13 protein-coding genes, 1 tRNA gene and 1 other RNA gene are annotated in these 11,610 nt (G+C 63.8%); 8 read left to right on the top strand and 7 right to left on the bottom strand.

Going from position 1 to position 11,610, the window contains the following annotated elements:
* Positions 1–658, top strand: a 658-nt coding sequence (locus ACE03M_RS18650; RefSeq protein ID WP_485935484.1) for an AAA family ATPase, incomplete at its 5' end; no start/stop codon positions are given.
* Positions 659–764: 106 nt separating this feature from the next.
* Here the strand turns inward: ACE03M_RS18650 and ACE03M_RS18645 are convergent.
* Positions 765–1,580 carry a YidC/Oxa1 family membrane protein insertase gene (locus tag ACE03M_RS18645; protein ID WP_485935483.1) on the bottom strand — a complete coding sequence of 272 codons (816 nt, stop codon included), beginning with the start codon at positions 1,578–1,580 and terminating at the stop codon, positions 765–767.
* Positions 1,581–1,756: 176 nt separating this feature from the next.
* Positions 1,757–2,062 (bottom strand): hypothetical protein, encoded by a 306-nt coding sequence (locus tag ACE03M_RS18640; protein ID WP_485935482.1) that lies wholly within the window; start codon positions 2,060–2,062, stop codon positions 1,757–1,759.
* Between the two features lie 154 nt (positions 2,063–2,216).
* On the opposite strand from ACE03M_RS18640, the gene ACE03M_RS18635 reads away from it, so the two are divergent.
* From ACE03M_RS18635 to ACE03M_RS18615, 5 genes are all read left to right on the top strand, one after another.
* Entirely contained in the window at positions 2,217–2,861 is a 645-nt protein-coding gene (locus tag ACE03M_RS18635) for a ClpP family protease (protein WP_143922150.1), read from the top strand.
* Positions 2,858–3,439, top strand: a complete 582-nt coding sequence (locus tag ACE03M_RS18630; RefSeq protein WP_485935481.1) for a ClpP family protease — start codon at positions 2,858–2,860, stop codon at positions 3,437–3,439. Before ACE03M_RS18635 ends, ACE03M_RS18630 begins: the two co-directional genes overlap by 4 nt.
* Positions 3,440–3,531: 92 nt before the next feature.
* Positions 3,532–4,923 carry a sensor histidine kinase gene (locus tag ACE03M_RS18625; RefSeq protein WP_485935480.1) on the top strand — a complete coding sequence of 464 codons (1,392 nt, stop codon included), beginning with the start codon at positions 3,532–3,534 and terminating at the stop codon, positions 4,921–4,923.
* Complete coding sequence (locus ACE03M_RS18620) at positions 4,920–5,594, top strand: response regulator transcription factor (protein WP_143922147.1); 675 nt, start codon at positions 4,920–4,922, stop codon at positions 5,592–5,594. The genes ACE03M_RS18625 and ACE03M_RS18620 overlap by 4 nt, the downstream gene beginning before the upstream one ends.
* A 118-nt stretch (positions 5,595–5,712) precedes the next feature.
* Positions 5,713–6,000: an SHOCT domain-containing protein gene (locus ACE03M_RS18615; RefSeq protein ID WP_485935479.1), complete on the top strand. Its 288-nt coding sequence runs from the start codon at positions 5,713–5,715 to the stop codon at positions 5,998–6,000.
* 18 nt (positions 6,001–6,018) lie between these two features.
* Here ACE03M_RS18615 and ACE03M_RS18610 read toward each other — a convergent pair whose 3' ends face one another.
* Positions 6,019–6,369, bottom strand: coding sequence for a helix-turn-helix domain-containing protein (locus ACE03M_RS18610; RefSeq protein ID WP_143922145.1), 351 nt, complete (start codon positions 6,367–6,369; stop codon positions 6,019–6,021).
* 165 nt (positions 6,370–6,534) lie between these two features.
* Between ACE03M_RS18610 and ACE03M_RS18605 the strand changes: the two genes are divergently transcribed.
* Positions 6,535–7,563: an iron-siderophore ABC transporter substrate-binding protein gene (locus ACE03M_RS18605; RefSeq protein WP_485935478.1), complete on the top strand. Its 1,029-nt coding sequence runs from the start codon at positions 6,535–6,537 to the stop codon at positions 7,561–7,563.
* 39 nt (positions 7,564–7,602) lie between these two features.
* Here the strand turns inward: ACE03M_RS18605 and ACE03M_RS18600 are convergent, their stop codons facing one another.
* The 4 genes from ACE03M_RS18600 to ACE03M_RS18585 all read right to left on the bottom strand — a co-directional run bounded on the left by ACE03M_RS18600 (position 7,603) and on the right by ACE03M_RS18585 (position 11,174).
* Complete coding sequence (locus ACE03M_RS18600; protein WP_485935477.1) at positions 7,603–9,090, bottom strand: L,D-transpeptidase; 1,488 nt, start codon at positions 9,088–9,090, stop codon at positions 7,603–7,605.
* A gap of 182 nt (positions 9,091–9,272) precedes the next feature.
* Positions 9,273–9,368: signal recognition particle sRNA small type (gene ffs / locus ACE03M_RS18595), an RNA gene on the bottom strand.
* 49 nt (positions 9,369–9,417) lie between these two features.
* Positions 9,418–10,782: an RNA polymerase sigma factor gene (locus ACE03M_RS18590; protein ID WP_485935476.1), complete on the bottom strand. Its 1,365-nt coding sequence runs from the start codon at positions 10,780–10,782 to the stop codon at positions 9,418–9,420.
* A complete protein-coding gene (locus ACE03M_RS18585) occupies positions 10,749–11,174 on the bottom strand; it encodes a YciI family protein (RefSeq protein WP_485935475.1) in 426 nt (141 codons plus the stop codon). Before ACE03M_RS18585 ends, ACE03M_RS18590 begins: the two co-directional genes overlap by 34 nt.
* Positions 11,175–11,511: 337 nt before the next feature.
* On the opposite strand from ACE03M_RS18585, the gene ACE03M_RS18580 reads away from it, so the two are divergent.
* Positions 11,512–11,596: transfer RNA gene (locus ACE03M_RS18580), tRNA-Ser, on the top strand.
* The last annotated feature ends 14 nt before the right edge of the window (positions 11,597–11,610 follow it).

The following is an 11,610-nucleotide window of genomic DNA, read 5'->3' as shown; positions in this document are numbered from 1 at the left end:
CGACGAAGCCGGTCAGCTCACCGAACAGGTCCGACGGAAGCCGTACTCGGTGATCCTGCTCGACGAGGTCGAGAAGGCCCACCCGGACGCATTCAATCTGCTGCTCCAGGTCCTCGACGACGGTCGTCTGACCGACGGACAGGGGAGAACCGTGGACTTCCGGAACACCGTCGTCATCATGACGAGCAATCTGGGCTCCGAGTTCATGGCCGGCAGCACCCCGCTGGGCTTCAGCTCCACCGATGCGAAGGTCACCGAGAAGGACCTGAGCGCGAAGGTGATGGGCAAGCTCAAGGAAGTCATGCGCCCCGAGTTCCTCAACCGGATCGACGAGACCGTGATGTTCTCGCGGCTCGATCGTGAACAGCTGCGCGTCATCGTCCGTCTCCAGCTGGAGCAGTCGCTGCAGCGTCTGGCACACCAGGACATCAGCCTGAGCGTGTCCGAGGATGCTGTGGAATGGCTTGCCGATGCCGGATACGAACCCGAGTTCGGTGCTCGTCCGCTGCGGCGTGTGATCCAGCGTGAGCTCGACGACCGCATCGCGGACCTCCTCGTCAACGAGGCGGTGTCAGAGGGCGGAACCGTCAGCGCCACCGTCGAAGACGGAACGCTGCGCGTGATCGCGGGCTCTGCCGAGGTCCCCGTGGCAGCCTGATTCAGGGCCGCCTGCAGGGTGATCACCTGCACGGCACAGGGCCGGATCGGAAGCGAAGTCTTCCGGTCCGGCCCTGTTTCTGTCTCCTGACCCTGCAGCGGTTCGCTCAGGCGGCCGAGCTGCTCTGCGCCTTCTGCTGGGACTCGTCCTGCTCGTCGACCTTGAAGGCACGGTTGAGCACGAGACGCTCTGCCAAGGTCCATGCCGTCGTCGTCATGAGATAGAGGGTGGCCGCCAGTGGCACGAACAGGGCGATGACCGCCGTCATGAACGGCATGAAGCTCAGCATCCTGGTCACTCCTGAGAGGTCCGGCATAGCGGGTCCATCGGAGGTGGACGCCTGGACCGGCGGCGTCTGCGGCATGTCGGGGGTCAGAAGATGCCGCGACAGGGCGGCGACGACAGTGATGATCGCGACGATGACAGCGAAGACCGCAATGCTGACCACCGTCAGATCCCCGCCTCCCAGGAGCCCGACGAAGCCGGCGTTGAGGGGGATGCCAAGCAGCGAATGATTGAGGAGCTCATTCGCATGCCCGTCGATCGTGGATTGGATGAAGATTCCGTAGACGGCCATGAGCACCGGCATCTGAGCGAGCACGGGCAGGCAGCCGGCCATCGGGGAGGCCTTCTCCTCCTTGTAGAGCACCATGATCTTCTGCTGCATGAGCTCGGGATTCTTCTTGTGTCGGGTCTGCAGCTCGGAGATCTTCGGCGCCAGTCGACGTCGAGTGATTCCGGCTCTGACCTGTGACAGGCCTACGGGGATGAGGACGGCGCGGACGACGAGCGTCAGCGCCACGATGGCCAGTGCGGCGCTTGCGCTGCCCGCCAGTGGTTCGAGCAGGGTCGAGAGCCAGGTGACGATCCGATAGGCGGCGTTGACGAGCAGTTCAACGGGTGGAAATTCGTAGATGTTCATGGTGAGGGCCCTCCTGGGCGCCGCCGATGCGCATAGGCATGCAGGCAGCAGTGGTGATGTCGTCATGGGGGTTCATGGACGGAACGACGCATGGCGACATCACGGGCAGGCTCTCAAGGAGCAGGCGGGAGTGACGTCAGAGACCGTGCTTCAGAGCACGGCGATGGAGTCGTCGTTCAGGCGAAGGAGCGAACGACGAAGGAGGGGGCTCTGGCTTGCGCGGTGCCCGGAGTCCCGGGTTCCTCAGGTATGCGGAATTCGCGAACTTCGGTTCGCTCACGTCCCATCCAGGGGCCGTGGGGAGCCAGGGAAAGAGCCCTGAGGAGAGCGTTTGCCGCCCAGGGCGCTACCGGTGACAGCAGCACCGCGCCCAGAAGCACGAGGACGATCAGATGCATAGACGACTGGGGAATGACCGAATCGACATCGGTGCTCAACAGCACCACGATGAACTGAACTGTCATCCACAGGTTCAGCAGCATTCCGGTCGACCTTCCAGTTGAAATCGTCGCCTAATTTTATCACGACCGCACTGCACGTCGTCTGGGAACGCGGCACTGTCTGCTCACAGCGGCACACTCCCGCTTGGAGCGGAGACACCTTCCCGCCCGGCGAAGCGAGGGCCACAGTGGTGACATGAACACACGAATCGACACCAGAAATCTCCCAAGCCCGCCGAGGTGGGGCGACCCGGAGGATGCCCCCACACTGACGCCCATCCCCGAATCCCAGAGAATGCTCTACGCCTACCGCTCAGTCGTCTTCAACGGGGAGCTGCGTGATGAGAACGGCATGGAGATCATCTCCCGCCTCGTCCTCCTCTCCGCCGAGGACCCCCACAGCGACATCCACCTCTGGATCAACTCACCCGGCGGGTCGGTGCCGATGATGCACGCGATCGCCGACACGATCGAAACTCTGCCCAATGACGTGGTCACGGTGGCGTTCGGATGGGCCGCCTCGGCGGGGCAGTTCGTGCTCATGATGGGCACACCCGGCAGACGACTCGCCCTGCCCCACGCCAGGATCCTCCTGCACCAGGGATCGGCGGGCATCGGGGGTGCCGCCGCTGACATCGAACTGCAGTCCGGGGATCTGCGCAACGTCCGCGATTCGGTCCTGCACCGCATCGCCGAGGCGACGGGGAAGACCTATGAGCGCATCTTCGAGGATTCCCTGCGTGATCGGTGGTTCACCGCCGAGCAGGCACTTGACTACGGGCTCATCGACCGCGTCGTCGACTCCCCAGCCGACCTGCACGGCGGGATCGGTGCGCCATGAGCCAGTACACGATTCCGAATGTCGTTGACCGCTCGGGTGGCGGGGAGAAGATCGTCGACGTGTATTCCCACCTGCTGGGCAACCGCATCATCTACCTGGGTGTTCCGATCGACGACGGGGTGGCCAACACAGTCATCGCGCAGCTGCTCCACCTCGAGGCGAGCAGCCGCGAACTTCCGATCCAGATGTACATCAACTCACCGGGCGGATCGCTGACGGCCATGACCGCCATCTACGACGCGATGCACCACATCGGGGCACCGGTGGCGACCATCTGTGTGGGGCAAGCGGCCGCTGATGCCGCGGTGCTCCTGGCAGCCGGAGAGCCCGGTCAGCGTTCGATGCTCGGACACGCTCGAGTGGTGCTGCGCCAACCCCATGCCGAGGGTGCACGCGGAGCAATCCCCGACCTCATCGTCGCTGCCGATGAGATCGCCCGACAACGACGTGAGGTCGAGCGGATGCTGGCGCAGGGGACCGGGCGCAGCATAGAGCAGATCCATGCCGACCTCGACCGGGACCTCGTCCTCGACGCGCAGGCGGCTCAGGACTTCGGCCTCGTCGACCAGATCCTCTGAGGTGCTCCCAGGCAGCTGTACTCCGCGGGAAGTCCAGTCGGATACTCCCGTGGTACGACGCCGAATTCGGCAGCAGTGACTACGATCGGAGGATGAGCCGATCCAGGCGTGCCCCCGCCGAGGCGAGCGACCCCGATTCTGATCGTCGTGCCCGTCATCGACCTCGACTGCGCCTGGTTGCCCTGAGCGTCCTGGCTCTGCTGCTGCAGCTGCCCGTTGCCGTGTTCATGGCCACGCACGATGGTGCCGATGCTCTGGTCGGCGGCGTGCGCATCGCAGTGGCCCTGCTGTCCCCAGTGATCTTCCTGCTGTGCGCACGCTGGCCGGGCCCGAGAGTCGCGATCATCGCCGGGCTGACGCTGGTCGACATTGTCGTGTGGGCCGCACTGGCACGATCCAGCCTTTCCGGTGTGTGGGCCCACGGTCCACGCAATCGTCCCTTGTCAGGGGAGGGTCCGGGCGGAATGTGGGCGCAGGGGCTCACCGGACCTGAGATGACACCGTTCTATGCGGCGTTCCTCTTCGCTCTCGTCATGGCCATGGTCCGTGGCTGCCAGATCTGGGCCATCGCCTCGGCCGCGGGTGTCTGGTTGGGCGCCCTGCTGCTCGGCTCCTTCCTCGAAGTCGACTGGTCGGTGGGGCGCGTGGCCTCTGCGACGATCGGTCTGCTCATTGCTCTGAGCATCGGAGCCTTCGCCCGACGCAGGCGCGAGAGCAGGAGGATCGCGGCCGAGGAAGCGCGGGCCCGGCACCATGAGGTGGTTGAGGCCGAAAGGCTGCGCATCGCCAGAGACCTGCACGATGTGCTGGGTCATTCGCTGTCTCAGATCAACGTGCAGGCCGGTGTGGGCGAACACCTCATCGACCGCGACCCTGAGCAGGCCAGACGCGCGCTCGCCGCCATCAAAGAGCTGAGCCGAACGGGACTCAACGAGGTTCGCTCCGTGCTCCACACGATGCGCTCGGACGCCGCCGACCCCGACCCGGCCAGTGTCGGCGAAGGCACAGTCGGCGAAGGCAGGGCCGAGTCGTTGGCCCCGGTGCCTGGCCTCGACGATCTGCCGGCCCTCATCGCCGCGATGACGGGTCGACCATCCATCCGCCTCGATGACAGGCGCGAACTCAGAGCCGACGGCACTCGAGAGAACCCCGGCAGCGCCGCCGATGCGGCCGCCTACCGGATCGTGCAGGAGGCGCTGACGAATGTGGTCCGCCACGCTCACGCCACTCAGGCGAACGTCAGAGTATCCCGTGACGGCGAGTTCCTTCACATTGAGATCGGCGACGACGGCCACGGAACCGACAACGCAAGCCTCGGGCGAGACGATAACTCGGGCACCGGAATCATCGGAATGCGGGAGAGGACCAAGCTCCTCGACGGAAGCTTCGAGGTCACCTCGGCGAGCGGGGGCGGCACGCACATCAGCGTCCAGCTGCCCTGGACCAGCGGACACGGACGATCAGATCGGCAGGCTCAGGTATGAGCGATATCTCGGTGGCGATCGCCGATGACCACCAGCTGGTCCGCGCCGGCTTCGCCTCGCTGCTGGACGCGGAACCGGGCATCAGCGTGCGCGTGCAGGCCTCCGGTGGGGAAGAGCTGCTGGAGAAACTTGCAGCGACGCCGGTCGACGTCGTGCTCATGGACATCCGGATGCCAGGCGGTGACGGACTGTGGGCCACCGAGGCGATCGCAGCCGATCCGGGCCTCGGCCATGTGCGGGTCGTGCTGGTGACGACCTTCGGCCTCGACGAGTACATCGTGCGCGCGGTCAGGGCAGGTGCCAGCGGGTTCCTGCTCAAGGACACCGAGCCGGTCGACCTGATCAGAGCGGTGCGCGTCGTTGCCGAGGGTGAGGCGCTGCTCTCGCCCGAAGTGACCAGGTACCTCTTGTCGAGGATGTCCTTGGGCCTGCGGGCGGAGCCGGCAAAGCATCTCGACGTGCTGACACAGCGAGAACGTGAGGTCCTCGCCCTCGTCGGTCAGGGGCTGTCGAACGACGAGATCGCCGGCCGGCTGGTCCTCTCCCCTCTGACGGCGAAGACCCATGTCTCGCGCATCATGACCAAAACGGCCGCACGCGACAGGGTCCACCTGGTCGTGCTCGCCTATGAATCCGGGTTGGTCTCCCCAGGATGGCTGCGCGACCAGTAGAAGCTCATCCCCAGCGAGTACCTGAAGAGACTCCCGGTGGGGGATTCGCCGTGGCACCCGTCGGCGAAGGATGGATGCCATATCCACGAGGGACGTGGATTCCTGACAAGGAGGCATCATGCACATGGAACACGGACCCGCGGCCTGGCCGCTCTTCTTCCTCATCCCGATCTTCTGGGTGCTCATCATCGGATTGGTCGTCACCCTCATCGTCACACTCAACCGGCGTCGCTGGCGCCAAGCAGGGGGACCACCCTGGGCGGATGCTCAGGGCCGTTTCGCATCGACGAAGAACGCGGAGGCGACTCTGTCTGAGCGCTTCGCCCAAGGCGATATCGACGAGGCTGAGTATCGGGCACGGCTCGAAGTGCTGAGAACCAACCAAATTGATTCCGGGACGAGCTGAGCCGACCGGCCTGTGGGATCAGGCCACGAGTGAGAGCTGCGCCCGCCCACCGCTGAGCGGGACTGAGCGCCCGTTGACTGCGAACGCGGGTGCAGCTCTCGTCATGGACGACGCAGCGAGAACGAGGACCTGAGGGAGTGCGAGGCCGAGAACCACGGCGATCGCCTCGATGACCTCCGACGATGGATCCTTGAGGCCGCGCTCGACCTCGGACAGGTATTGGGTTGACACTCCCGAGCGTCGCGACACCTGTGCCAAGGTCAGGGCCAGCTCGGTGCGGCGCAGCCGCAGCACCCGTCCGAGAGTCTCGCGCCACAGCAGTGCCGGGGCCTGATCGCCTTGTCCGTCCGTGACTCGAAGTGGTTCCATGATGCGATCCTAGGAGCGTTCGGCTGCGGTGGCACGGGTTTCTGCTCTGAGCAGACGAATTGCCGCTGAGCCAGTCGAGTTGCACCAACACCACAAGGTTAAGTTAGGCTGTCCTATGTTCATGTCGAGGGGTCGACCGCGATCCCCACAGTCGAAAGGGCAGGAATGTCAGCTCATCTCTCTCGCCGGGCCATGGCCATAGGCACCATTGTCACACTCGCCTTCAGCGCGAGCGCCTGCAGCCAGGGACCGGCGGATGCGGAGAAGTCGGCCTCAAGCGACTTCCAGACCGTCACGATCGAACATGCGCTGGGCAAGGCCGTCATCGAGGCCGAACCGAAGCGCGTCGTGACCCTCGGCCAGGGCTCGACCGAGACAGCCATTGCTTTGGGCAAGACACCCGTCGGCATGGAGGAATACGCCTGGGGCAGCGATGCCACCGGCTATATGCCGTGGATCCATGAGGCGGTGAAGGAGAAGGGGGACAAGCTTCCCACGCAGTTCCAGGGAGATACGGAGCTGGACGTCGAAGCCGTCGCCGAGCTCGAACCTGATGTGATCCTCGCGCCGTGGTCCGGCGTCACCGCCGATCAGTACAAGCAGCTCGACGCCATCGCACCCACGGTTGCCTACCCCAAGCAGCCGTGGACCATCGAATGGGATGAGCAGATCACCACCATCGGCAAGGCGCTGGGTGAGGAGAAGGAGTCCGAGGGGCTCGTCGACGACATCAAGACGCAGCTCTCCGAAGCCAAGCGGTCCGAATACGAGGGACTCACATTCTCCTACATCTACAATGACGGACCGGGCACCCTCGGTGTCTTCTACCCCGATGAGCAGCGGGTGGCGATGGTCTCGGCGCTGGGTCTGACCCCCGATCCCATCATCAACAAGCTCAAGAAGAACTACGATGCTCCGGGCACGGACTCGGCTCTCATCGGACTCGAGAACGCCGACAAGCTCGGCGACTCTGACCTCATCTTCACCTTCTACTCCGATGAGAAGAGCAAGAAGGAGATCGAGTCACAGAGCGTGTACTCCAACATTCCGGCAATCAAGTCCGGTGCGGTAGTCGCTCCCGAGGAACAGGCCTTCGTCACCGCTTCGTCGATCATCAACCCGCTCACCGTTCCCTGGGCGCTCGAGCGCTATGTGCCAATGATCGACAAGGCGGCGAAGAAGGTCAAGAAGTAGAGCTCACACGGGGACACCGGGTGGGCGCATTGCAGACAATCAGTCGAGTGCGCTCATCTTCTTCCAGTCGTCCCAGTCGTAGACCCAGTCGGAGATGTCGCTGGCGGCGGTGGACAGGCTGACATTCGAACCTGTGATCTCGACCGGATCGCCGAAGATCGCAGAGTCGTAGTACTGCTTGGCGCGCGCTGTCGACAAGTTGATGCAGCCGTGGGAGACGTTCGCCGATCCTTGGACCCCTGTCGACCAGGGGGCGGCGTGGACGAATTCTCCATTGTTGTGGATGCGCACGGCCCAGCGCACGTCGGTTTCGTAGTCCCACTGCTCGGAGGTCATCGTGTAGTCTGCCGACTTCGCCATGACCACATGGGTTCCGTTGTAGGAGGGAGACTTCGCCGCACCGAGTGAGGCGGGGAAGTTCATCACCTCTTTGCCATCGCGGGTGACGACCATGCGGTGAGACTTGGCATCGGCCGTGACGATCTGCTTGCGACCGATGTCGAAGTCGAGTGTGAGGTCGTTCTGGCCCACCGTCTTCGCCGTGGTGGGGACGCTCTTCAGGGGCGCGTCGACGGAGATCTTCGAGTGCGCGGGCCAGAAGTCCTTGGGCCGGAAGTGCAGACGGGACTGCGGATCGTCGGGCAGCCAAGCCCATGACCCCTCGACCTTGCGCTTCTTGCCGTCGTTGTCGGTGACATCGACCGTCAGACGGCGCTCGACATCGTCACGGTACTGCTTGCTCACTGTGGAGCCGAAGCTGAGGATGATCGGGGCGCCGACGCCCACGGTCTGGTCATCGGAGAGGGTCGTGCGCACGGACATCGGCGAGGCGTCGCCGGCTGAGACGTTGACCGTGGACGTGAAGTCGTGCTCCTCTCCATCTGCCGAGGTGGCTGTGGCCGATAACTCGTAGGTGCTGTCAGCGACCAGGTCGTAGACCGAAACCCAGGCCGCAGCGTCGTCGGGAGCGATGACGGAGTGTTTGTCCTTGGCAGAGTCCTTCTTCGCAGCGGCCTCGGTTGCTGCGCTTTCGCTCGGCGACGAGGTGCCCGCCTCATCGGAGGACTTCTGGCTCTGATCGGCTGCCTTGAGTTCGAGTTCGGCCCCAGTGGTGTCGAAGAAGACACCGGGGTCAGATGTGATTCTGGGGTGTTCGGACTCGATGAGCGAAATGTCGCTCAGCGTCGCGTCCTCGACGCTGAGACTGATGCGCTCGCCCGGCGCGGCTGTGGAGTCTGCTCCGGATTCGACGACTTCGCCGGTCTGTCCCGGGGCGGGTGACTGGGTGCCGGTCGGCTCGGCCGATGAGGTGGAGCCGGAAGTCTTCGCTGAAGATCCCTGCGCAGAGGACTTGGCAGCCTCGTCCTCGGAGACGGTGCCGACTCGGAAGATGGGTTCGGCAGCGGTCTCAGCCGATTTCTCAGTATCGCGGGTGGCGTCAGAGTCGGAGCCCGAGGGGGTACAGGCGGTGAGCAGAGCGATTGCCGATAGGGCAGCAACCGCCCCGTGAATCTTCTTGGGTGACAAAACAGGGATCCTCGTTCGGGCAAAGGGGATGAGAGCTGCCGACCATGTTAGTGAAGCCAAATCACGAAAGTATTAAAGCACTGCCTGAAATCCTCGTGTATTGCCCATCTCTCGCCGTTGAAAGTGGCCCTGACCTGGACTGACACAGGGGAGGGGGAGTTGTGGAATTGTGACATTGAGAAACGAAGGACTCCCCGTGCACCCGCCAGAGCTCGCTTACCCTTGCTGCCTTCCGGCCCTGGGGGAGTTCACAAGATGACGCCGCACGGGGAGCCAACGAACAGTCTAGACGAGAGCATCCTCGAGGCACAAAACGAGGTGGCTGGATCAGTTGCCAGTGCTTCGTCGACTTCCACGATCGGCTTTGTCGGTGCTCTCAGCCGGCCGGTCCTCAATTCTGCGAATCTTGGCGAGGAGGACCTCGCGTTCTCGGTCATTGGCCGTCAGGGACGCCGCGCGTTCGAATTCGCCTCGCGCCTCCTGATCCCTGCCGAGGCGCGACAGGAGCTCACCGCGCACGCTGGGAACAAGGTGAAATTTCCCAAGTGCTCCGGTGGAGTCGATGTCATCGACGAGGCTGAGAGCGCGTGCTGGGCCATGCGCTTCGGCGATCGCGATCGCCTGGTTGAGTTGAGTGACAGGTGAGGGGACGGCTCGATTGAGCATGTCATAGAGGGACGCAATGCGCACCCAATCGGTGGCCTCAATGCTTCTGGCTTCGGCATGGCACCAAGCGATCATGGCTTGGAGCGTATAGGGGCCGAGTGCAGTGCGGAGACCCTGTGCGGTCCCAAGACTGCGAGAGCCGAGGCGTATGAGCGAGCGATCCCATTTCGATCGGTCCTGATCGGCTAGCAGGATCGGCTCACCATCTGCCCCCAGGCGGGCAGGGAATCTGGCCGCGGTGAAGGCCATGAGGGCGACGAGACCGTGGACCTCCGGATCGTGTGGGAGCAGACCGGCAGTCACACGGGTCAGGCGGAGAGCCTCCATCGCCAGTTCTGGACGCATCCAGTCGGGTCCGGAGGTTGTCACGTGCCCCTCTGCGAACATGAGATAGAGGACCCCGAGCACTCCCTTCAGCCGCTCCGGCTGCTCGTCGGCCGCTGGAAGCTCGAAGGGAACCTGGGCATCTGCCAGGGCCCGCTTCGCCCGGACGATGCGCTGCTGCACTGTCGAGACTGGAATGAGGAACGCCCGGGCGATCTGTTCGCTGGAGAGGCCGCCCACAACCCGCAGGGTGAGCGCGAGCTGGGCGCTGCGACCGAGTACTGGATGACAGGCGATGAAGACGAGACGGAGTACATCGTCCTCGATGTCGTCCGGATCCCAGGGGAGACCACCCACGTCCGCGTCCTGACGGCTTTCGAGCTCCCCGGCAAGCTTCGCCAGACGATCGTCGAGTCGCTCTCGCCTTCGCCACGAATCGATTGCCCGACGTTTGGCAACCGTGGTCAGCCACGCGGCCGGGTTAGCCGGAACTCCGGATTTCGGCCACTGGGACAGCGCATCGGTCACTGCTTCCTGGGCGAGATCCTCGGCGAGCCCGAAATCGCCGACGTAGCGGGTCAGAGCTGCGATGATCTTCGCTGCCTCGATCCGCCACGTCGCGGCGATGGCCCGGTGAACCGCATCGGTGTCATCGGCTGGGGCACTGGTCAACTGCCGGCCAGTTTCCCTTCGGCGATCCATTCCTGTTCGTTCTGGATCCACTCGTTGTCCTGAGGGAAGTCCTCCGGTCCATTGACGCGTCGCACCTCGATCTGGGATCCGGTGCCCAAAGGGGCCCGCTTGGCCCACTCGATCGCTTCCTCCTGTGAGGAGACCTCGACCATCCAGAAGCCGTTGAACAGCTCCCGCAATTCTCCATAGGGGCCGTCAGTGACGACGGGATCGTCTTCACTGAAATCGACGACTGCCCCTTCGGAGGCATCGGAGAGTCCGGCGCCGTCGGCCATGACGCCGGCGTTGACCATGGATTCGTTATAGGCGCCCATGTCGGCGATGATCTTCTCGAAATCGGCGGCTTCGAAGGCGTCCACGGCGGCCTGGTCGACTGCGCGCATGATGAGCATGAACTTCATGATGACTCCTTAGTCAGCAATGTTTCAGAGAGTCTCGGTCGAGACCCTCTCATGCACTACGTCGAACAAGTTTATGCCGCATCGACACACGGCGGGAAGGTTTCTGCGCCCATTTCAATCGCCCTCGACTGGGTCGACCTGGTATGAGGCGCTCACCGTCTGGCCACCCGCAACAGGTACAGAGCACCACGGTCGAAGTCCAGACTGAGCAGGACCTGGGTCAGGCAGGCAAGGGCAAAGGCAGCTGAGAAGCGATTTCACCTGCACTTAGTGTGATGGTTCACACTCAGCCGTCAGGATTTCGCATTGTCGACACGACTCGGATAGGCTGGCTCGCGGAGGATTCGCCTAGTGGCCTATGGCGCTCGCCTGGAACGCGGGTTGGGTTAACGCCCTCAGGGGTTCGAATCCCCTATCCTCCGCAGAGAGAAGAAGG

Source organism: Brevibacterium sp. AGC70, from assembly GCF_057334195.1.
The sequence above is the reverse complement of the archived record's forward strand: the minus strand, read 5'-3'. Positions and strand labels throughout refer to the sequence as shown.

Excerpts from the sequence above, each read along its gene's own strand:
- ACE03M_RS18645 (WP_485935483.1), bottom strand. The coding sequence starts at position 1,580 with ATGAACATCTACGAATTTCCACCCGTTGAACTGCTCGTCAACGCCGCC.
- ACE03M_RS18640 (WP_485935482.1), bottom strand. The coding sequence starts at position 2,062 with ATGCTGCTGAACCTGTGGATGACAGTTCAGTTCATCGTGGTGCTGTTG.
- ACE03M_RS18635 (WP_143922150.1), top strand. The coding sequence starts at position 2,217 with ATGAACACACGAATCGACACCAGAAATCTCCCAAGCCCGCCGAGGTGG.
- ACE03M_RS18630 (WP_485935481.1), top strand. The coding sequence starts at position 2,858 with ATGAGCCAGTACACGATTCCGAATGTCGTTGACCGCTCGGGTGGCGGG.
- ACE03M_RS18625 (WP_485935480.1), top strand. The coding sequence starts at position 3,532 with ATGAGCCGATCCAGGCGTGCCCCCGCCGAGGCGAGCGACCCCGATTCT.
- ACE03M_RS18620 (WP_143922147.1), top strand. The coding sequence starts at position 4,920 with ATGAGCGATATCTCGGTGGCGATCGCCGATGACCACCAGCTGGTCCGC.
- ACE03M_RS18615 (WP_485935479.1), top strand. The coding sequence starts at position 5,713 with ATGCACATGGAACACGGACCCGCGGCCTGGCCGCTCTTCTTCCTCATC.
- ACE03M_RS18610 (WP_143922145.1), bottom strand. The coding sequence starts at position 6,369 with ATGGAACCACTTCGAGTCACGGACGGACAAGGCGATCAGGCCCCGGCA.
- ACE03M_RS18605 (WP_485935478.1), top strand. The coding sequence starts at position 6,535 with ATGTCAGCTCATCTCTCTCGCCGGGCCATGGCCATAGGCACCATTGTC.
- ACE03M_RS18590 (WP_485935476.1), bottom strand. The coding sequence starts at position 10,782 with ATGGATCGCCGAAGGGAAACTGGCCGGCAGTTGACCAGTGCCCCAGCC.
- ACE03M_RS18585 (WP_485935475.1), bottom strand. The coding sequence starts at position 11,174 with ATGAAGTTCATGCTCATCATGCGCGCAGTCGACCAGGCCGCCGTGGAC.